At 52.9% G+C, this 19,415-nt stretch carries 28 protein-coding genes; 12 read left to right on the forward strand and 16 right to left on the reverse strand.

Annotation, left to right across the window (positions count from 1 at the left end; all coding sequences use genetic code 11):
• Positions 1 to 70: 70 nt before the first annotated feature.
• Entirely contained in the window at positions 71 to 973 is a 903-nt protein-coding gene (locus ABKW30_RS07405) for an AraC family transcriptional regulator (RefSeq protein WP_348598976.1), read from the forward strand.
• 300 nt (positions 974 to 1,273) lie between these two features.
• Here the strand turns inward: ABKW30_RS07405 and ABKW30_RS07410 are convergent, their stop codons facing one another.
• Entirely contained in the window at positions 1,274 to 1,513 is a 240-nt protein-coding gene (locus ABKW30_RS07410) for a hypothetical protein (RefSeq protein WP_348597950.1), read from the reverse strand.
• 202 nt (positions 1,514 to 1,715) lie between these two features.
• Between ABKW30_RS07410 and ABKW30_RS07415 the strand changes: the two genes are divergently transcribed.
• The 3 genes from ABKW30_RS07415 to ABKW30_RS07425 all read left to right on the forward strand — a co-directional run bounded on the left by ABKW30_RS07415 (position 1,716) and on the right by ABKW30_RS07425 (position 3,067).
• Positions 1,716 to 1,856 (forward strand): hypothetical protein, encoded by a 141-nt coding sequence (locus tag ABKW30_RS07415; protein ID WP_348597952.1) that lies wholly within the window; start codon positions 1,716 to 1,718, stop codon positions 1,854 to 1,856.
• 384 nt (positions 1,857 to 2,240) lie between these two features.
• Complete coding sequence (locus ABKW30_RS07420; protein ID WP_348597954.1) at positions 2,241 to 2,420, forward strand: hypothetical protein; 180 nt, start codon at positions 2,241 to 2,243, stop codon at positions 2,418 to 2,420.
• Between the two features lie 44 nt (positions 2,421 to 2,464).
• Positions 2,465 to 3,067, forward strand: coding sequence for a cysteine hydrolase (locus tag ABKW30_RS07425; protein WP_348597956.1), 603 nt, complete (start codon positions 2,465 to 2,467; stop codon positions 3,065 to 3,067).
• Positions 3,068 to 3,090: 23 nt separating this feature from the next.
• Here the strand turns inward: ABKW30_RS07425 and ABKW30_RS07430 are convergent, their stop codons facing one another.
• Genes ABKW30_RS07430 through ABKW30_RS07440 form a run of 3 tightly spaced genes read right to left on the reverse strand, consistent with a single transcriptional unit; the run spans position 3,091 to position 4,332 of the window.
• Complete coding sequence (locus tag ABKW30_RS07430; protein ID WP_348597958.1) at positions 3,091 to 3,639, reverse strand: hypothetical protein; 549 nt, start codon at positions 3,637 to 3,639, stop codon at positions 3,091 to 3,093.
• A 33-nt stretch (positions 3,640 to 3,672) separates the two neighbouring features.
• Positions 3,673 to 4,014: a hypothetical protein gene (locus ABKW30_RS07435; protein ID WP_348597959.1), complete on the reverse strand. Its 342-nt coding sequence runs from the start codon at positions 4,012 to 4,014 to the stop codon at positions 3,673 to 3,675.
• A gap of 15 nt (positions 4,015 to 4,029) precedes the next feature.
• A complete protein-coding gene (locus ABKW30_RS07440; protein WP_348597961.1) occupies positions 4,030 to 4,332 on the reverse strand; it encodes a hypothetical protein in 303 nt (100 codons plus the stop codon).
• Between the two features lie 182 nt (positions 4,333 to 4,514).
• Between ABKW30_RS07440 and ABKW30_RS07445 the strand changes: the two genes are divergently transcribed.
• Positions 4,515 to 4,733 carry a hypothetical protein gene (locus ABKW30_RS07445; protein ID WP_348599014.1) on the forward strand — a complete coding sequence of 73 codons (219 nt, stop codon included), beginning with the start codon at positions 4,515 to 4,517 and terminating at the stop codon, positions 4,731 to 4,733.
• Here the strand turns inward: ABKW30_RS07445 and ABKW30_RS07450 are convergent.
• The 6 genes from ABKW30_RS07450 to ABKW30_RS07475 all read right to left on the reverse strand — a co-directional run bounded on the left by ABKW30_RS07450 (position 4,636) and on the right by ABKW30_RS07475 (position 9,367).
• On the reverse strand, positions 4,636 to 4,860 hold the full coding sequence (locus ABKW30_RS07450; protein ID WP_348597963.1) for a LysE family transporter: 225 nt from the start codon (positions 4,858 to 4,860) through the stop codon (positions 4,636 to 4,638). The two genes, ABKW30_RS07445 and ABKW30_RS07450, sit on opposite strands and share 98 nt — an antisense overlap.
• Before the next feature lie 169 nt (positions 4,861 to 5,029).
• A complete protein-coding gene (locus tag ABKW30_RS07455; protein WP_348597964.1) occupies positions 5,030 to 5,869 on the reverse strand; it encodes a phytanoyl-CoA dioxygenase family protein in 840 nt (279 codons plus the stop codon).
• A gap of 91 nt (positions 5,870 to 5,960) precedes the next feature.
• On the reverse strand, positions 5,961 to 8,075 hold the full coding sequence (locus ABKW30_RS07460; protein ID WP_348597966.1) for a catalase: 2,115 nt from the start codon (positions 8,073 to 8,075) through the stop codon (positions 5,961 to 5,963).
• Between the two features lie 106 nt (positions 8,076 to 8,181).
• Positions 8,182 to 8,832 carry a DUF6766 family protein gene (locus tag ABKW30_RS07465; protein ID WP_348597968.1) on the reverse strand — a complete coding sequence of 217 codons (651 nt, stop codon included), beginning with the start codon at positions 8,830 to 8,832 and terminating at the stop codon, positions 8,182 to 8,184.
• A 137-nt stretch (positions 8,833 to 8,969) separates the two neighbouring features.
• A complete protein-coding gene (locus tag ABKW30_RS07470) occupies positions 8,970 to 9,278 on the reverse strand; it encodes a GFA family protein (RefSeq protein ID WP_348597970.1) in 309 nt (102 codons plus the stop codon).
• Entirely contained in the window at positions 9,239 to 9,367 is a 129-nt protein-coding gene (locus tag ABKW30_RS07475) for a hypothetical protein (RefSeq protein WP_348599015.1), read from the reverse strand. Before ABKW30_RS07475 ends, ABKW30_RS07470 begins: the two co-directional genes overlap by 40 nt.
• Positions 9,368 to 9,552: 185 nt before the next feature.
• Here ABKW30_RS07475 and ABKW30_RS07480 point away from each other — a divergent pair, with 185 nt between their 5' ends.
• The gene (locus ABKW30_RS07480; protein WP_348597972.1) at positions 9,553 to 10,794 is read left to right on the forward strand and encodes a DUF763 domain-containing protein; all 1,242 of its coding nucleotides are present in this window, start codon (positions 9,553 to 9,555) and stop codon (positions 10,792 to 10,794) included.
• Positions 10,795 to 10,817: 23 nt separating this feature from the next.
• Here ABKW30_RS07480 and ABKW30_RS07485 read toward each other — a convergent pair whose 3' ends face one another.
• Together ABKW30_RS07485 and ABKW30_RS07490 are read right to left on the reverse strand one after the other, a co-directional pair.
• A complete protein-coding gene (locus tag ABKW30_RS07485) occupies positions 10,818 to 11,147 on the reverse strand; it encodes a hypothetical protein (RefSeq protein ID WP_348597974.1) in 330 nt (109 codons plus the stop codon).
• 58 nt (positions 11,148 to 11,205) lie between these two features.
• Entirely contained in the window at positions 11,206 to 11,361 is a 156-nt protein-coding gene (locus tag ABKW30_RS07490) for a hypothetical protein (RefSeq protein ID WP_348597976.1), read from the reverse strand.
• A gap of 112 nt (positions 11,362 to 11,473) precedes the next feature.
• Between ABKW30_RS07490 and ABKW30_RS07495 the strand changes: the two genes are divergently transcribed.
• Positions 11,474 to 11,770, forward strand: coding sequence for a hypothetical protein (locus ABKW30_RS07495; protein WP_348599016.1), 297 nt, complete (start codon positions 11,474 to 11,476; stop codon positions 11,768 to 11,770).
• Here ABKW30_RS07495 and ABKW30_RS07500 read toward each other — a convergent pair.
• Both ABKW30_RS07500 and ABKW30_RS07505 read right to left on the reverse strand, forming a co-directional pair.
• Positions 11,721 to 12,116 carry a GFA family protein gene (locus tag ABKW30_RS07500; RefSeq protein WP_348597978.1) on the reverse strand — a complete coding sequence of 132 codons (396 nt, stop codon included), beginning with the start codon at positions 12,114 to 12,116 and terminating at the stop codon, positions 11,721 to 11,723. The two genes, ABKW30_RS07495 and ABKW30_RS07500, sit on opposite strands and share 50 nt — an antisense overlap.
• Positions 12,117 to 12,266: 150 nt before the next feature.
• The gene (locus ABKW30_RS07505; RefSeq protein ID WP_348597980.1) at positions 12,267 to 12,545 is read right to left on the reverse strand and encodes a DUF3175 domain-containing protein; all 279 of its coding nucleotides are present in this window, start codon (positions 12,543 to 12,545) and stop codon (positions 12,267 to 12,269) included.
• A 1,470-nt stretch (positions 12,546 to 14,015) separates the two neighbouring features.
• On the opposite strand from ABKW30_RS07505, the gene ABKW30_RS07510 reads away from it, so the two are divergent.
• The 4 genes from ABKW30_RS07510 to ABKW30_RS07525 all read left to right on the forward strand — a co-directional run bounded on the left by ABKW30_RS07510 (position 14,016) and on the right by ABKW30_RS07525 (position 16,190).
• Positions 14,016 to 14,258, forward strand: coding sequence for a hypothetical protein (locus tag ABKW30_RS07510; protein ID WP_348597982.1), 243 nt, complete (start codon positions 14,016 to 14,018; stop codon positions 14,256 to 14,258).
• A complete protein-coding gene (locus ABKW30_RS07515) occupies positions 14,248 to 14,556 on the forward strand; it encodes a hypothetical protein (RefSeq protein WP_348597984.1) in 309 nt (102 codons plus the stop codon). The genes ABKW30_RS07510 and ABKW30_RS07515 overlap by 11 nt, the downstream gene beginning before the upstream one ends.
• Before the next feature lie 695 nt (positions 14,557 to 15,251).
• Positions 15,252 to 15,905 carry a PRC-barrel domain-containing protein gene (locus tag ABKW30_RS07520; RefSeq protein WP_348597986.1) on the forward strand — a complete coding sequence of 218 codons (654 nt, stop codon included), beginning with the start codon at positions 15,252 to 15,254 and terminating at the stop codon, positions 15,903 to 15,905.
• 96 nt (positions 15,906 to 16,001) lie between these two features.
• Positions 16,002 to 16,190 (forward strand): hypothetical protein, encoded by a 189-nt coding sequence (locus tag ABKW30_RS07525; RefSeq protein ID WP_348599017.1) that lies wholly within the window; start codon positions 16,002 to 16,004, stop codon positions 16,188 to 16,190.
• Between the two features lie 503 nt (positions 16,191 to 16,693).
• On the opposite strand, the gene ABKW30_RS07530 is transcribed toward ABKW30_RS07525, so the two are convergent.
• Entirely contained in the window at positions 16,694 to 17,377 is a 684-nt protein-coding gene (locus ABKW30_RS07530; RefSeq protein WP_348597988.1) for a hypothetical protein, read from the reverse strand.
• Positions 17,378 to 18,195: 818 nt separating this feature from the next.
• On the opposite strand from ABKW30_RS07530, the gene ABKW30_RS07535 reads away from it, so the two are divergent.
• The gene (locus ABKW30_RS07535) at positions 18,196 to 18,387 is read left to right on the forward strand and encodes a hypothetical protein (protein WP_348597989.1); all 192 of its coding nucleotides are present in this window, start codon (positions 18,196 to 18,198) and stop codon (positions 18,385 to 18,387) included.
• 205 nt (positions 18,388 to 18,592) lie between these two features.
• Here the strand turns inward: ABKW30_RS07535 and ABKW30_RS07540 are convergent, their stop codons facing one another.
• Positions 18,593 to 19,399 (reverse strand): ABC transporter ATP-binding protein, encoded by an 807-nt coding sequence (locus ABKW30_RS07540; protein ID WP_348597992.1) that lies wholly within the window; start codon positions 19,397 to 19,399, stop codon positions 18,593 to 18,595.
• Between the last annotated feature and the right edge of the window lie 16 nt (positions 19,400 to 19,415).

Raw genomic sequence — 19,415 nt, forward strand, 5'->3', positions numbered from 1 at the left:
AACTTGGCAGACTTTCTATATTTGATTGTCCTTATTATTTCATTGAAAGTCCGAATTCGTGTCCGACCCGATCTCTGATCCCCTTGCCAGCGTTGTTGCGCTGCTGAAGCCTGAACCCTCGATCTCAAAGCTCGTCAGTGGGGGCGGCCGCTGGATGGTTGAGCGCAGGAACATGAAAAGCCCGTTCTACTGCGCCATGGTCGAGGGGAGGTGCCTGCTGACCATTGGCGACCGCTCGCCCCTTGTCCTTGAAGCGGGTGACTTCGTGCTGGTGCCCGAAGTGTTCGATTTCACCATGTCGAGCATCGATCTGCCGCCTCGCGGTGCGCCGCGCCTACCGCTGGAAACGGGGCCGGGGATATTCCGCTTGGGCGAACCGGACGCACCGACCGAGATGCGTTGTCTGGTGGGCCACTGCGTCTTTGCCTCCTCCGACAGGGATCTGTTGGTCTCGCTCCTGCCGGAAGTGATCCATGTGCGTGCGCAGGGCCGGCTGATCGCGCTTGTGCGGATGATTCAGGAGGAGACGCAGAACAATCGCGCCGCGCGCAACATGGTGCTCCAGCGGCTTCTGGAGGTGCTGCTGGTCGAAGCGTTGCGCTCCGTCGAGAGCGCCATGGCGGAACCTGGCCTGCTCCGTGGCCTTGCCGATCCCCAACTGGCCCTGGCTCTTCGGCAGATCCATGCCGACCCTGGCACACGCCTGTCAGTCCCGTACCTGGCCGTCGTGGCAGGCATGTCCCGCTCGACCCTCTTCGACCGTTTCCGTCGCGAGGTCGGGGCGGCACCCATGGAATATGTGGCGTCCTGGCGGATGGCGGTGGCAAAGAACTTGTTGTCGCAGGGTAACCTTGCGATGGCGGAGGTCGCGCAGCGCGTCGGCTATGGGTCGGCAAGTGCGTTCAGCATGGCGTTTTCGCGGCATGTAGGAACACCACCAGGAGCATTTTCCTCTAGACGACAAGCGGCCTAGAATCTCCCCTCGAGGGGCGTTCAGGCGATGCTCGGCAGTGGCACAACTTGCCTGCCAATCAGCAGACGGGCAGCTTTAAGGAATTTGCCAAGACGGCCTAACAGCTGGAATCAAGGCGCGAAGCGCCGTCAACAGCCCACATCTGAATGCACGACACAACCGTCCCCAAGCGGGAGTGTAGACGTTGGGGCTACCATTAAAATGCCGGAAAATCACCTGTTGGTGTCCGCAGCGTAGTGCAGCGCGCTATCGATGAATGGTATTGGAAAAGGCGAAGGAGGCGGGCCAAGAACTTTCGTGTTAAATTTCATCCTCTTTCAGAAGCGACAGTTCCAATTCCCGATTGACCACCCTGATTGCAATCTCTTGCGGATCGCGCATGCCCTGGCTGAACAATGTGATCACCATACGAGCAGATCGATCCGAATACTCGTGGGTTTTTATATCACGCCCGAGCATCGTCGAAGCAATCATATGCGCTTGTTGCATGCATTCCCATTCTTCCACCGTGTATTGTTCATCCCGCCTGCTCAGGGGCATAATTCAAACTCCATAAAAACAAAGCGCGTCAATTCGCGGCAGCATCTCTATAGCGGCCCGACTGAAAATTGAAGCATCTATTCCCAAAAGGCAACAAATACAGTTCTGGCAGGTCCTTTTCGTCCTTCAACAGACAAAAGACTGGAATTTTGGAACAAACATTACATGCTGTTCTTAATACGCCGAAGCGGAGTTGTTTGTTTTGGCAGATGAAGACAAAAAGAAGTCGGGTACTGAAGAAAACCTGAGACGAGAGTCGCATCAGGGGGATTTCCCATCAGCGATGGCCAGTGCATACAACACATCTGCCAACAATCTTCATTTCAAAGATATTCTCAAATGACTTGATGAAGCCGGGAAAAAGCAAAAACAGAGTGCCATCATCACCCTCCAATGCGTGCAAAAATGGCGCTCGTTCGATTCTGGAACTGAATCAATCCCATCCCGTTTCAGAGCAGAGCATTGAGCACATCCCATAGTGCGCCACTTGAAACATTGCCAGCGATACAAATGTTGGGTTGATAAACCAGGGTGTCGAGGCACGTCGAGCCATGTATCGCGAAGAGGGTTGGGAACGATTTGATGAAAATGCTCCTGAGTATACTGATAATGATGATCCTCAAAGAGCGGATTGTCTTCGTCAGACATTTGATCTGATGCCTTAAAGAACGGGCTGCCTCACCTCGGAATCTTTCGAGATGAAGCACATCGCAAGGAGAAAAGGTAAATGAACGATAAGGACACGAAGCCGGCTTCCAAACCTCAAACGGACGCCAAAGGCAGTTTCGCCAAAGGCAAAACCAACTCCGGCAATGATGGGGTTTCAAGTGCCAATCCGCGGGTAATTTCCGGTAAAAAAGATGGCGACGCTACGTTCACGAAGAAGGGGTTGCCAAGAAAGCGATAGAGACATGCTTTGTGAGGATCGCGCTTGCTGGCGGAGGCTTGCCTATGGGAACAGGTCTGAAATTTGGTCCTGTCAACAGTAACGCTGTCCACCTTTGTGTCGACATGCAGCGCATTTTCACCGGATCAAGTCCCTGGTCAATGCCCTGGTTTGAGCGCGTCCTTCCGAATATCTGCGTTCTTGTCGATCACCGGCCTTCACATACGCTGTTTACCCGCTTCATTCCTCCCCGGTCGAAAGAGAACACAGGTGGAACCTGGAGCCGTTACTATGAAAAATGGAATACCATGACGCTCGACCATCTATTGGATGACCAAGTTGAATTGGTACCGGAACTGAAGTCATACGTGCCTCCTGCGCGTGTACTCGATAAAACCGTCTACTCTCCCTGGCACTTTACACAGCTGCATCAAAATCTGGGAATAGCCGATGTCGACACACTTTTGGTTTCAGGCGGAGAGACAGATGTTTGCGTTCTCGCAACAGTGCTTGGAGCCGTTGATCTCGGCTACAGGGTTGTCCTTGTCAGCGATGCTGTTTGCAGTTCATCAGATGAAGCTCACGACGCGATGCAGCGTTTTTATGCCGGACGACTATCACGTCAGGTTGAAACAGCTGAAACTAGGGAAATTCTGGCCAATTGGTGATTAATGGCATCAAAGCACGGATGTCACTCCGGTTCAGGCTGATCCGGGATAGCGGTACTGGTAACCCATACCGGATCGCTTCCGGGAAAGCTTTGCTCAAGTCCTTCATCCAGTTGTTCATTCAATGTCTCGGCATCTTCGGCCCGTCCAACCGCCCGCCTGCCACTCTCGATACCCTGATCGCCTTGGCGGGGCTCTGCGACTTGCATGAGGAAAGCTTTAGCCCTTGAGACCAACACATTGCCATCGTGGCCCTCGGGATCGTTCAAGGTAACCACGACAGATACAACATCGCCGTCGGGATCATAATCTTCGAGCAGAGGATTGGCAGCCGGCACTGGACCGGCAGGCTGTTCGGCGATTGCTGCAGTATGCGATTGAGCTGCGGTCTCCGGCTGTGAAGACTTTGTCAACAGCCGTTTGGTTCGCGCGATAAGTTCATTATGATCCAAACGTTGAGGCCCCTCCAAAAGTACCGATACCTGGTTTCCATCATTACCAATAAATTCGACGATCTTCTGGTCAGGTACGTCAGGGTTTTGTCTAACGATAGTTTCCAGGATGTTTGCCATGCAGGTTTCCAGCTCCCATCATTTTCCGGTTGTTCAGCGTTGGAGATACCGGCCGAACACAAATGCTGCTCCTGCCGCGTACACCATGTACGGCAAAGGGTTCGTTCGAACTCTGTATCGAAGCTCTTCTTGAGCAAGTGATGGCGCTTCCACCACCAACGCTCTCGCACCGGCCGACAGGAGTGTCACAGATTCCTTCATCCGATCCATCTCGTGTTTCATAGCCGAAAGCCGATCTTGCAATTCGGTGTTCCTGAACTGCTGTTCCCTGTCATGGTCTTCGACTTCAGCGAGCACGCCGTCTGCCACCGGGGTGTCGGAAGGCGTGTCTATTTCAACATGATCCGGTATGGGGACTGCTGGATCGTTTTTCATAAGGATTTCTCCAAATCAGAACTGATCGTTATAAGGTTTCTTTGTTTTACCAACCGCTTTAGCGAGAGCGGTAAATGACAAATCGGCCCCGTCGTTCCCCATAGCTGCTTGAAGAAACCGGATAGGAAAGGTCACCGCATCGCGCTGGGGAGGAGTGAGACTGTCAAAAAAGCGTTCATCGCTTTCCGCGGCAACTTCTGCCTGAGACAACGCTGCCTGAATCTCTTCCGGAGAAACCAGCCCTTTTGAAACAAGCAGTTTATTGAGGGATGCCAAGGCCAGACATACGCCCTGCAGCTGGAGATTTCCTGTATCCATAAAATGCTCCCAACGTTATTCATTCGAATGTAGAAGCGGTGAACTGGCCCATTGTTCCATTGGTCGGCCACACATTACTCTGTTTGACGAAAAAAGACGTGCCGGGAGTTGCTATGCTGACTGCTGCGCGCCTGGCATAATGCAGCGCTGGTGCGATTAGCCATCACCATGGGCTTTCGGCTTTGAATAAGCGCCTGGCGCGCACCGCAGCCAACGTCCAGGCAATACCAATCAGGGCGACGACGATTGACATCGTTGCTGTAAGTTCTGGCCAGTCCAAGATCGAAACGGCGAAACCCGCGATCAAAAGTTTAATCGCGGAATTAATTTCAGGGACAAATTCGTGGCGAGAAATGCCGGTGCACGCCACATCTTCCATGCCAGATAAAGAAGGTAAGTGACACCGATCCATTTCATGAGGAGAAAGACTGGCTGGAAGGTTTGGGCCAGCGCAGATAGACCAGGCACCGCGAGAGCGAGCCAGATTACCTCCCGAACCCCATTGCTACCAGGAAAGGCAGAACTCACGTATAACTTTGGAAACCAAAGCAGCAACGTTTGGGCCTGGTGATGCTGACACAACCGCCAGCGCTAAATCCGAGCGCTGGCTAGATACCGGAAACTCTCCCGTCCATATCGTGCTTGCCTTCGTTTATAGCTCTCAATCGTCTCAATGATCATGTGAAGGATTTTGCAGTCAGGTAGCCTCCGCACCCATTACCAGCCCTTCGATGTCATGCTTTTGGGTTACCGGAACGAGCGTATCTACCACCCTGCATACCAGATGGTTTTTGACAGGTTCTGGCAGGTTGTCGAAATATTCCTGGGTCACCATGAGGTCATGCAGCTCCGCATGCCCGGCTCCGGGAGCATCCACTCCAAGAACCAACACGGGGCGCGCTATCGGGGATCCATGCTCGGTACCGCGATGCACTGTCAGAGCGGAACGGCAGGAAATATCACCGAGTTTGGGAAATTTGCGAACAGCTTTACTTTGAAACCCAGGCCAGATTTCCCTTCCAGGAAACATTTCATGTTTCCAGTCCCGGCCGTCGACATATTGCGTTCCCGGTGCAACTTCAAAAGGTCCCATATCGTCGGTCACGTCTACACCAGTAAGGTTGAACGCAAGCGAGGTGATGTGGTGATCAACGTAGGTGTCGGGAGGTGATGGAAAGTCCCTGTGCCAAGGTTGAAACTTTGCTCCCTGAAACGGTATGTCGAAACCGATCTCGACAATCTGATAGTCTTTACCGAGGATATTTTCGCACATAGCAATAACCCACGGGTGGGTTACAAGTTCGACAAATCCATTGAATTCTTCGAGGTGAATCTCGACATACCAGCGCCGCGGACCTCTACCGACAGCTCCGCCGGGACGCTGGATCGCAGACCAGAACGCCGTCATCATGTCTTCACGCATATTCTCCGCCCACTCACGGGAAAATGCCGATTTCTTTCCGACGATTCCATCGGTATTCAAGGTTGATAAATCACGCTCAATATCGTCGACAGGAACATTGTTGCCGATCATCATCACGCCTCCCGCTATCAAAGCCTACCTGTTCATCGCCATGCCAGGTTATGACCGGGCCGATTGACAGGCTCACCTGCCAATCAGTCAAGCTTTATTTCAATTCCACTTTTGCCTCGCGAGACCAGACGCGCAACTTCCCAAGTTCTTTGATAAAGGGCGCAACGTCTTTAGGGTGGTTGAGGCCAATAATACCGTCGTCAGTGTCTTGGGAGATGCCTGCCTTTTCGAACAACGCAAATGCCGTTGCCGTGTGCCCTATATATTTGCAATGAGCGAACGCATCGGCGACAAAATCGAGAGCCCCCGGTTCCCTGAGCAGCTGTCCCACGCCCGTCTCCGACGGGAGTACGGCCACGGCATCGTACAGGACGGAAGGGCCGCCATCAATCGTTTGATGCGCCTCAATCAGTGTGCCATCAGAGGCTTTGGCTCCGCCAATGGTTGGAGCAATGATCTCGAAGACCGCTTTCTCGGCTGCCAGGGCCTTCTGCAATGCCTTGAGCAATTTGTTGTCGAACCCATCGGTCAGCAGAATGCCAAGCTTGCGACCTTCGAAGCGCTTCGGGCCTTTCGTGAGAATGCTGAGGGCAGGCGAGGGATCAAGATCCTGTCTTGTTGGCATTGCTGCGTCAGCAGGCGAGGGCATCTTCTTCAACCCAAGCCCGGTGGCTACGTCGGATGCCAATGTTTCATCAATATTCAGAAGGTGTGAAACAACCCGCTCCCGGATCACCAGGGTTTTCACTTTGCTCAATTCGAATGTAAGAGCCGCCGCAATATGCGTTTGCTCAGGCGGTGTTTGCGAGATGAAAAACTGACGCGCCTGACTATAGTGATCGGCAAAGGATTCAGCGCGAAATCTGGCCTTGGGGCCGGACTCAACTGCCGGAAATGATCGAAACCCTTTGTCAGGTGACTCTCGTGGACCTTCGCCCCACGAGTTGGGCTGATAGTTTGCACGTCCTGCCGGATTGCGCATCGCCATATGGCCGTCTTGCTGGAAATGCGCAAAAGGGCATTTGGGAGCATTGATCGGGATGTGGGTGAAGTTGGGGCTGCCGAGCCGCTTGAGCTGGGTATCCAGGTAGGAAAAGTTGCGGCCCTGCAGAAGAGGATCATTGGAGAAATCAATGCCCGGGGGAACATTCTGCGTCATGAATGCAACCTGCTCGGTTTCGGCGAAAAAATTATCAGGCATGCGATCAAGGACCAAACGACCAACCGGGATAGGCCTCAAAATCTCTTCCGGAATGATTTTGGTTGGATCCAGAACATCAAAATCAAAATTGTCGGCGAAGTCCTGATCAAAGAGTTGTACCTGTAGCTCCCACTCAGGAAATGCTCCGGACTGGATTGAATCCCAAAGGTCGCGCCTGTGAAAATCGGGATCTGCGCCGTTGATTTTAACTGCTTCATTCCATGCCACCGATTGTAGTCCGAGCTTTGGTTTCCAGTGGAATTTAACAAAGGTCGATTCATTCCTGGCGTTTATCATCCGGAATGTATGGACACCAAAGCCTTCCATGAAACGGAAGGAACGGGGGATTGCCCGGTCGGACATCACCCACATGATCATGTGCATGCTTTCAGGGGTCAGGCTGATAAAGTCCCAGAAGTTGTCATGTGCTGATTGGGCCTGGGGAAAAGCACTGTCTGGCTCTTCCTTGACCGCATGGACCATATCGGGAAACTTTATGGCGTCCTGAATGAAAAATACCGGAATGTTGTTTCCGACAAGATCCCAGTTTCCTTCCCGGGTATAGATCTTTACAGCAAACCCTCTGACGTCACGGGCAAGGTCAAACGAGCCCTTGCTCCCGGCAACCGTGGAAAATCGTACAAAGGCAGGGGTTTTCTCACCACGTCTTTGAAACAGGTCAGCCCGCGTATATTGAGCCAGCGGCTCATAATTTTCGAAATAACCGTGGGCTCCATATCCTCGCGCGTGAACCACCCGTTCGGGAATACGCTCGTGATCGAAGTGAAATATCTTTTCTCTAAAGTGGAAATCCTCAAGGACAGTCGGACCACGCTCGCCAATCTTCAATGAGCTCTGGTCATCTGCAACGGGTCCACCTTGCGCTGTTGTCAAGATGGGCGTTTCGCCGGCAGCAACCTGATGGAGCTCTCCACCCGATCCACGTCGCATTTTCTGATCGTGGATCGTTGCCATAGAGGCATCTTTGCTTTTTGCAGATTTGGCCATTGGAATCCTCCCTCGATTTCTGCACCGGCTGACAGAGCGCTCCGGTTTGATCCTTTAACCGCTGCCGCACGCAGAGGTTCCGAACGGAATTGGAGAATCGGGCATCTCACGCCCCGGTTTCAGAATCGCTCGCAGAAACTGGCTTGGATTCAGGCGAACCCTTGAAACGCAGAAAGATAGAAAGCACGACGAGCATCGCCGTTGAAAAGAACTCCGATTGCCAGTTCTGAAACGATTCAAACCAGAACTGGGAACTCGCAAGGTGCTCCAGTACGGTGCGTACAGCTTCATGGTGCATGATTGCTCCAGAGTTGTAGGCAGCGGAACTGGCGATCAGATGCCCGATAAAAGAAACTACAAACAGTATGGCCAAGGCCACGCCCAGAGAATAACGGTAGATCCGGCGGCCTGCCGAGGATCGTCTCAGCCAAACAGGATACGACTTGGCCGACAGCCTGTCCTTGCCCGTTGACGCTTCTTCCGGATCACGCGATTCCGCCGATCCCTTTTGAAACAGCATGGCTGTCAGCATGACATAAAATGACATTTGCAGCCATTCGCTTTCCCAGTTTTCAAAGAGGGCAGAGAGGAAAGATTCGTCTGTAAAATAATCGCAGAGAGAAATCGGCGGCAACGCATGACGCGCAAGTTCGGCGTTTTCCTGAGACCAGCCTGAAACCCACATTCCGACCAGACTTCCCAGAAAAGCGGCGATCAATACAAGCGTCAGTCCGTTATTCTTCAGCAATTTTTTCATTGTCTTGAAACTCCACGTCAGCGTTGAGACCGGAACGCCTCACTCTCAACACCCCTGAAGCGGTACGGTTCCGCTGATATGGCATCAGTTTGGAACAGCGCAGTTACAAGGCCGACACCTGAGCATCATCCATTGAGTTACCAATCCTCGGTCCCGGTGTGGTTTGGAAGGTGGGTGCCACATGTAACCCAGGGTAGCCGCGACCGAGCGTTGTAATTGTAGGCAGGAATTGCAATCTCCGGTTGATCGAGTGCGCCGGCGTATATGGCGACCTCATCGGATCCATCATACGCCAGGGAGATCGGCGTTCCGCAATCGCCACAGAAACTTCTTGCCGCCAGAGGCGATGACCGACGCTTTTTTGCCGGAGCTGACATCCATCGGAGATTTTCCGGTTTAACCCAGCTTAAAACGGCAAAAGCGCTACCGGTCGCCCGTCGGCACATGTCACAGTGACAAAGATGAGTTCGCTCAATTCCAGCCAAATAAAACCTGACATTGCCACATAGACAACGCCTCCGATTTGCTTTGGCATGATATATTCCCTCCCAGTCACAAAACCCGTCAACCAATCCATTGTTCCGAACGACAATCATCGCTGCAGTTGGCCTTTTATAACCCCTGCGAAAGCAACGAAGTTTGTGTTTCAATACCGGTGTCACCATATTCCATCTTGAAACATCCTGTGCGCAGCGCATCCGGACAAAGGGGAAAACAACCATGGCAAGACGGGCAGGCAGTGCTGATCTACCACTTCACGGGGGACGGGTCCCCCGCTGGCTGGGTGATCGGATGACGAAGCTCGGAGCACTCATGTGCGAAGCGATCATTCACCATTACGGCCGAGATGAACTCTTGCGCCGCCTTTCTCATCCATTCTGGTTTCAGTCCTTTGGGGCAGTAATGGGCATGGATTGGCACTCCTCGGGTATCACGACCAGTGTGATCGGAGCGTTGAAACGCGGCCTTACGCCCATGTCGCGTGAGCTGGGAATTCATGTTTGTGGCGGGCGTGGCTCCCACTCGCGAAAAACACCTTCGGAGCTGAACGCGATCGGAGAGCGTACAGGAATTGACGGAACGGCTCTCGGACAAGCCAGCAGGCTCGTCGCCAAAGTAGACAGTGCCGCTGTACAGGATGGCTTTGATCTCTATCTTCACGGGTTCATCGTTGCTGACGATGGAAAGTGGGTCGTTGTCCAGCAGGGAATGAATGGTGATAGTCGGCAAGCAAGGCGCTATCATTGGTTATCTGAAGGACTGACCAGCTTTGTCGATGCGCCCCATGCCGCAATCGAAGGTCATCAGGTGGGAAATATCGTCAACCTTGCTGACCGTCGCGCGGCGGACTCCCGGGTTCAGCAAATCGAGGTTTTGAAGACCTTAGATCCCACGCGGATCGTCGAAGAAATGGCGGCGCTCGAGGGATCGCCGGCAGTCAGAGCGACCGTTTCAGACCAAATGCTGCTGCCACATCTTGTCATGCCGGAGCATCATGACGTTCGGGAAAGCGACATCGTCATGCGACGTCTGCACGGCAATCTCGCGGCGGCGGTCGAAGCAGCCCCGGTTGATTTTGAAAACCTTCTTCTCGTTCCCGGAGTCGGACCTCGGACGGTCAAGGCACTTGCAATGGTTGCCGAAGTCATGCACGGCACACCCTGCCGTTTTTCTGATCCTGCCCGCTTTTCGCTTGCCCATGGCGGCAAGGACCGCCATCCGTTTCCCGTGCCCCTCAAGGTTTACGATGAAACCATCAACGTACTGAAATCCGCTGTCCAGAACGGCAAGCTGGGACAACGCGAAGAACTGGATGCGCTTTCGCGTTTGGACAATCAGTCCAGACAATTGGAGCGCTATGTGACCGGATCGGGCTTGAAAGAAATTGTTGCCGGAGAATTCGGGCGATCGGTGCAATGGGGCGGTCGCAGTGTTTTCGGTTGGGAGAACCCGACAGATTGATCCTGTTATCTTTGGCACCTTACCTACTTTGAAGGTGCGAGCGTGATTAGCCCGACAGCGATGATTGCCAGCAATATTCCGGCAAGCTGAGCTGATGGCAGTTCTTCACTGAAATAAAATATCGCGATCGCATTAACTGCTACGAGTTGCAGGAGTGCAGAAAGGGTGAATGCCGACGCCATGCCAAAGTCACGCACCAGGCGCAGCATGATCAGGTTGCCGATGGTATATAAAATCAGTGTAAACACCATCTTCAGCAATGTGGGCGATATCGCCCACTGTTTTGCTCCAACAGCGGCGAGCAGGAATGCCAGAGTTGACGCTGCAAGCTGCAGCACGCCTGAAATTGCCATATTATCTCTATCCTGAAAGACTTCGCTTAAGAAAGCTGATACCGCTTTGTCGCACACGCTAACCGGGATTTGTGCTCTCCGACTGATCGAGCGCATGAGGTGAAGGTTGTTGCGCCCCGGAGCCGCTGTCGGATGACCTCAGGATAAGAAACGCCGCTCCCGCCGTAATGATAAGGGCGATCGCAGCGGCAACAGGTATGATTTGCTTGGTCATGAATATCTCTCCTGTGAGAGAACACAGGAGGGCTGGCGATTGTTCCATCGGGCGCAGTAATGGAACTGTTTCATTTGGCGAGTGTTCATTACCAATTGGAGGAACTACTGCCATGATCAGAGCAGCAATTGTCGGACCTCTCACCGAAGTCGAATATGAAAGTCCAGAGGAACGACACGCGCATTGTATGGAAGTTCTCAGGGACCGCTTTCTCGAAAGAGTTTCCACCAGGGAGATGCTTGCAATAGCTGACGAAGCCCAATTGTCGGGTTGGAGCTTCACGGAAGTTCGGCGAGCAATAGATGCGTTGGTGATCGAGCAAGCCCGTAAAGCTGGCGCTGAAACGTGTGATGAAACTTCTATACTTCAGGCCAAGAGTGCGGTTTATCCTGCTCGAATTGAAGGCTGACAGCCGGCTTTAGCCAGCACTCGCGCCGGATGCTCCAGATTTCGTAATCTGGAGGAATGTTGTTTGGCGCGTCATCAAGTGATCCGACCCGTAATTCAGCCTCTTCTTTCGAAAGGCAGAATAACCGCGACCCGCACGTAGGGCAAAAGCTTCGCCCCTCATAGGTTGCATAACCACCACTGCAAATGAAGCGATCATGGGGCCACACAGCAAAGGTCACAAAAGACGATCCACTCTCCTTTTTACAATCCCCACAATGGCACAGACCAGCCCTTGTTGGACCGCCCCTGACTTGATAGCGTATTTTCCCACACACGCAGCCACCTTCGCGTACGACTTGCTCCACCGGTCAGGTTCTCCACTCGTTGTATGACATTGCCTTTCACTCGATCCGTAATTGACAATCCCCACTCTGTTGTTCAGCCGTCTTCAGTTATTTACACCATATTCGAAGCATTTTCAGACAGTTGTTCCCCGGCTGAACCATGAGCCAGATTTACCGGTCAAAAGCTTCGCGAAGTTCATCCTTGGCGTTTTCGAGCACGCGCTTACGTGATACAGACAGATTTTTCCCCGCCCGGTTTATATAGAAAGTCAGCATCGACATCGCTGATTGAAATGGCGAGGACTTTCTCCGGTCCGACTGTTCTGCTGATCGTTTCAACGAGAGTGCAATCTCCTTTGGATCGTCGGATTCAAATATATCCACTTTAATATCCAGAGCATCGCTGTTTTCAGTCACTTGCCTGGACCACTTTTTCTGATTGTTGGACATGACCTTTCCGATTTTACCTCACTCGACTTTTGACACCAATCACATTGCTGACGTTGGTTGAACCAACAAACATTCATAATGTTCCAAAATTGCTTGATCTGCAGTCGCAATTGCCTTTGTCAGATCGCAAAGAATCTCAGGGGCCGGGGCTCTGCAGAGATCCCGAAAGACAAATCCTGCAATGCAAATTGCGGATATTGGATACACGCATCGCTTGCAGCTCGTTCAAAGCATTCTCTGTAATCATGGTGTATCGGTATGTCTCCAGCTGCGTTGCCTGCGTCGCGCAAACTATCCATAGCTGCGTCAGGCATATCGATTGATACCTGGCATTCATGAATTCCCAAGTAGGGTGGATATGTCCTGCAACCCGGGTCTTCTCGCAAACCAACCGTAAAAGGCATTAAGATAACTGTTAAGTATATCATAAACCCTACGGTTATTTTCCTTGCCGATAGAAACGCAATTCGTTATCCAACAGCTATGAAAAGGATGCCCGGATAAGTACCGTCCAGGCGATTCCAGGTGCGCTTGAATCCGCTGACGTTATATTCATCGACCCGAGAGCCCTGCTTGTTTGCGTAGAATTGTACGATCTATAAGGCGAGTGCATGAAGCCCATGCCAGACAGGGCGGAAAGGGAGTACCTGGTGGCCAAGAACAAGGTTAGTCAGTCGGAGGCCAATAAGCGAGAACCGATCGAATGACACCCCACACCAAGCCCCAAACGACTCACCGCGTGTTGAATTGTATGCAAGCTGCGGAATACGCCGGCGTCAGTCCGAGCTTTCGTTCCGGAACATGGAGGACACAGGGTTGGGGAAATAACGAGTGACTGCTCGGCAAATACCCGCTTGGGTCTACTTCTTGGTTGCGGCCGCTCTTTTGGCCACCGCACTGGCCTTCAGCATGTCCGTGCAACAGCGCGATGATGACGAAGATGGAGACGCAATCTACGTGTCTGCGCCCATGCGAATTCCCCTGCGTTGGTTGGAAATTGTATCGCGCTAGCGCAACCGATGTCCTTCCCATCCTAAATAATATTGTCTATTTCACAGAACGTTACAAATAGTTACGCTACGTGTGCCATAAACGAACAAAAGGCACGCAAATTTGGGCTCGTCATTCTTGCGGTTGGCGGGCCTTTTTATGTGAGTGGTGCACTGCGGCTATTTCGATGAAGAATGATATGGACGAAGTCGACGCGAACATAACCGACGTTGAGGAACTGCCCCGTTCTTTCAATATCGAAATGCATGGGGCCGAAAATATCGAAAATTACCACCGAATCCGCCGACCCGAACGCATTTCCCTTCAAAGCCGTCCGGGCAGATCATGCTGAGTCCGGCGAGGTTTACATTTTCACGGGTGTGCCCGAAGATACCGAAGGTGAATTGCACGTGCTTATACCAGTGCAAAGGCCAACGACCCTGCGTATAATGCGGTCAGATTTACCTTGGAGAAATGAGCATGCCCATTATGCCTCCACAAGTTGACCGCAACCACCCTGAGCGCTTTGCAGAGTGCCAGCGCGCGGTGGAAGACAGCGTGATCAACATCCTTGGCGATGCCCGTGAAGCTGGTTGGGAGCGAAACGAAATCCTGAATGCCGTTATCGAAGTTGCAGACAACCTGGGCCTGGTCCTGAACGCCAGCGTGTTGCTGTCGGTCGAGACAGAACTGGCCCGCCTCCGAAAGCGAAATGATGTCTGAAACACCGTCCAGGCCCGAATATCCGTCGCATATCGGAACACCGGAGAAGATCATGGATGGGACAGTTTTGGCTTTACAGGGCGCCATGGAATTAGCTGGTACTGTGGAGGGCACAGGAACGAAGGAAAGGTTTAGCATGCCTTTTCTCTGCCTCATCCAATCGCCTCAACAAATCGTTGAATCTTTTATCCGTATCGACGAGCCATTGCGCCGAACGCATAGCTTCTTTGAACTGAGATTTCAGCATCTGGCCGCGCAGGTTTTTTATACGCTCATGATTTTTTGTCGTCATCATTGACAATGTTGCCTTTTGGGTCTGGCAGTCCGCCTATAACCTCCGCGGCCCATTTAAGTTCCGGGGATACAGTGAACGTCGACTTCAGCGCGCTTTTGATCGCGTCCTTGCCGAACGCCTTCCGATTTCGACAACCCGGGTTTTGGACAACTGTTTGATCGCTTTGCTGACCGACGGGTCGTGTTGCCGGGCGAAGCAAGTCACGGCACTTCAGAATTCTATCGCGCTAAAGCCACGATCACGTGTCGGTTGATTGAGCAACACGATTTTACCATCGTGGCGGTGGAGGCCGATTGGCTCAGCGATCACGCTTTTCGCTCCATCCGTCCGTGCAAAGGCGACAATGCAATTCGTAGTGGTTCCCAGGCGGCGTAGGGACTGCCGCCCCCGCTGCGACAGGCGGGGAGCGGCGTGACAGGACAGGGGCGGCCAGTCTATCGAAGGAGACACCGGACCGTGTGGCGACCATTACTATATCATCTATAATGTTCGAAAGAATCATTTAAGAAAGTAACAGCATCGTTCCCTATGAGGCATGAAATAATTGAGCTGGCGCCCAATAATTATTCAATAAGTCGCGTTATTCCCTCTTGATTGAAATCAGAAAGTTTCCTGGAACTAGAGTTCTTCTTGACTGTTGTCCTATCAGTGGAGCGCCAAAGCGGCCGTTCCGAAAAGCAAAACAAGGAGGATATACAATGTTTAGAGCTCTGATCGCATCGACTGCCGGCCTGGCACTTCTGTCCGGCGTTGCCATGGCTCAAGGGACCACGACGGCACCTGATCCCGCTCCGGTAGAAACAGCACCACCGGCGAAAGTAGACACCATGGAGTTGTTCAAGGGCGTGCCAGCGGACAGCGCAGCCGCCGATGCGGCAGCGATGACCAAGGTGGAAGAGGGACAACTTCTCGGTTCGGGCCTTATTGGCAAGGACGTTTACAATGGTGACGCTGACGACGCGGAATCCATCGGTAAGCTGAATGATCTCATTATTGGTCCTGACGGTAAGGTCCAGGCGGCGGTGATAAGTGTAGGCGGTTTCCTTGGAGTTGGGGCGAAGAACGTTGCATTGCCGGTCAATCAACTCAAGCTCTCGGTTCGAGAGGACAAGAAAAACTGGATCGTTGTCGACACGACCAAGGATAAGCTGCAGGAAGCTCCAGCGTTCGAAACGGCAGACAACTTCACCGAAGGCGTGGCCGATCCAGCGAAGGCCGATGAAGCCAATAGCGAAAGCGCGCCGATCGAACCGGCTCCCGCGGCGCCTGCAACACCGGACGCGACGGAACCCGCCACCCCGACGCCTCCTGCCGATACCACAGCTCCTGCAGATCCAGCGCCTGCAAACTAAAGTTAACATTAGATAAACCGGCGCTCATTACAGGCTGTGCGGAAAGCCGAGCAAACCAGATAGAATGGCCGCCCTGGGAGCAGGGCGGCCATTTTCATGAGCTACAGTACAGGAGACAAGCGGGATCGGCGATTGTTGCTTTCACCTCGGGTCGAGGATTACGTTTCGGCCCAAGCGGCGGTGCGGGTGATCGATGCCTTTGTCGAGGGGCTGGATCTTGCGGTTCTCGGTTTCGACCGAGCCATTCCCGCTTCGACCGGCTGCCCCCGGCTAGGATCCGCGTGATCTTCTGAAGCTGTAACGGGCATGGAGTGGAGTTCGGCTCCCGACGAAATTGTCTACTGTTGCGCGCACTGCGCTGCGACGGAAGGTGCAGCCGCATTGGTCGATCGGGTATGAAGAAGGCCCTCTGGTCGTTTCGGAGTCCAGCGCATGACGCCGGAGTTGAGATTCGGAGCTGTCAGAGAGAAGGCAGCGCATCTTTGCGTTGATGTGCAAGGGATATTTGCCAAGGGCAGCCTGTGAGCAATGGCTCGGTTCTGGCGCGTTCTGCCCAACATCTGCTTCCTTGTCGAAAGTCGTCCGGTACAGACGATTTTCACGCGGTTTATTCCAGCACGAACGCCTGAGGGGGCCGGTGGCACCCGGGGCGAGATATTACCCACGATGACGCCCGGTACTGCATTTTGCAAAGGCAGAAAGTTCCTGAGCCGACGCCAACCTTCTACGAAAAAGATGGGGCCATAAATGTCACTTTGTGGATTATCGCATGCCTACCTGCGTTTGGATCAGAACCTGTAGCGTATGCCGATCGTATTGGCGTTTGATGTTTCGCCCATATCGCCGAATGTGCCGCCACCGCCCGAGCGATGGTGCAACTGCCATGTAAGTTCGAGATTCGGCGCTCCTCTCCAGCGGAACGACAATTCAGGACCAAGGAAGCCAATGAAAGTCGCGTTACCATCATAACGCTCTTCTCGCCCCTTTTCGATTTCCGTCTTGCCCGTCACAGCACTCAGGCCAGCCGTGAAAGCCGGAGAAATCAGCAGGTCGCCGATGACAAGACCCTGATGCTTGAGGCGGGCACCTGCCCAGAACTCGGCCGAGGTGTCATCATCTTCGCCGAAGCGGATTGCAGCACCCGCAACGCCGCCAAGCAGAAAGCCTGCACCAAGGTCAAAGACGTCGCGCCCATAGGTTGCGCCGATAATATAATTGGACGTGTAGTCGGTGGTGAACGCCCGCAAGGCCCCGCCCGCTGTGTCCGTTGTGAAAGCACCTCCGAAAAACGTGACATCGTTCCTGGTGGGCTGTTGTCCAGGTTTCAGAAACGGGTCCGACGTGGCGAAATACACGAATGGTTTCGTTTCCTCTCCCTTCGGCGATTTATCGGCCGCCGCCGCAAGAGTAGTTGCGCTGCAAAGGAAGGCACACGTAATTGCAACCTGAGTGAAGATTGAACTTGAATTCATATGTCGGCCCCAAAATTCGGCTGGTGGCGAATCAACGCTGGTCCCAATAATTCAGGGATAAGAGCTTTCCGCAAATACGTACAGTATAATTTTTATCGGAGAGGCTGTTGGCACCGCGCTTGCAACAGGATCCCTTCTGTTCCGCCGTTCAGCCCTCCGGAAAGCGAAAATTTGTCCTTCGTATTGAAGTCAAGACCGGCACGACGGAAGTCCAATGGGTGGCAAACCTTGCAACTCGCGCAGCCTGTCGGGGACGCCCTCTCGTCGCTGGGGAAGAAGAAGTCTCCCAAAGCTCGCCAAAAACCCTGCTTTCGCTTCTGTCTGTCGCATTGCCGTCCGCTGTATTATCGCCTTCAACAAGACGGATTTTGTCAGAACTTATGCCAGTATCACGAGACCGATGAACCGCCAAATCCGCCGTGTCGTGCGGTCAGGGTATTCAATTCGAAGCGATTGCCCGAGGGGCTCAGGCCATTTGTACAGGCCATTGTCGCCAAACAACCAGAGATCCGAAGTCGCCGAAAATGCTGCAGAATTTTTCAGCTGCTACCGTCAACAAACAGTGCACCGGCTCCGGGAATTCGTTCCGCCCCGAACGATCCAGATTGGCTGGCTTTGCGATCCCTGTTGTCACTTCCCGGATTTCAGTCACAGAACCGAGTTGCTCTTGAGTCACGGTTAACAGGATAATGATAACGATGAGGTATCGATATGGTAACAGATGTCACGCCCTTCTTGATGATTGCCGCCGATATCAGGCGATCACGGAATGTCGAGACCGCAGGTTTGCCGTTGATCCAATCTCAGCGAGAGGCGTCATGTTTATCTTTGAACACATCATTCTGGCCTTCGTTACCGTGGTGGCAGCATTCGTGCTTGGAATGTTCGTCTATGTGAGCAGGGACAAGGATGGCCGCCTTTCCATAGATCGCGCCATGTTGATGATGATCCTGATTCCCATTATTTCAGCCATGGCCATTTTTGCTGTCGTAATTTTTGCAGTGAGCTGATCCCGTAGTTTGAAGGCCATCGCAGATCGGCAGTATTCGCCAGGAATTAAAGCCTTCCTGACCGCTGTTGAACAGCGCAATGGGGTAGACCAGATTTAATGATGTCGAAGGAACCGTAGACATTATAACTGCAATTTGAGATCGCAAATAATCCCTCCCTGTCTACCTTTCAAAGGAAGGGTTGTTCGCAATTGCCCGGGAATCGTCACTCTGTTTTTTCGATTGTTGATGCGGCGTTCTTCATTGCATTGCGGAAAACAGGCACGATAGCGGTGCGCTCTACAGCTCCGTCAAGGAAGCTCAACGAGCGGACCGGAGTGTCGTAAAGGGCTTCAAGATTGTCATCGGTCATGACACTATCGACAGATCCGAACACTGTCCGGGGGGCATCCAGCATCAGAAGTACAGCTCCTGCTACTGCCAGCGCATGATTGGGTTGATGTGTCGTAAAGGCGATTGCCAGGTTTCGCTTTTGGGCGATGTCCCGCATCAGGGCAAGGACAGTGTCCTGGTTTTTCAGATCGAGTGCCGATGCGGGTTCATCCAGAAGCAAAATGGCGTTCTCGCCAGCCAATGCCCGAGCGATCAGAACGAGTTGCTTCTCTCCGCCTGAAAGTTCGTTGAAATTTTGATCGGCATAACGGGTCATTGCAACGGATGCGAGCGCATCCATAGCAATTGTCGCAATTGTCTTGTCGAGGTTCGAGGGAGTGCGGAACAGAGGGACATGGCGCGCCCTTCCCATAAGGACGATATCAAGAACCGGGTAAGGGAATGATCCAGCGAAATCCTGAGGAACAAAGCCAATTGTCTGTGACGTTTTAATCTGTCCGGAGCTGAGTTTGAGCAAGCCAGCCAGGCATCGGAGTAATGTTGACTTGCCACGACCGTTGGGCCCAAGGATTGCCAGAACATCACCACGCCGCAGATCGAGTGTGAGATCACGGAACTGCCAGCGATTGCCATCATAGGAGTGGCCAGCGCTTTCAATCGACATAACGGGTTCACTCACAATGCCCGCCTTTCTT

The organism is Phyllobacterium sp. SB3 (assembly GCF_040009165.1).
Lineage (GTDB): Bacteria > Pseudomonadota > Alphaproteobacteria > Rhizobiales > Rhizobiaceae > Phyllobacterium.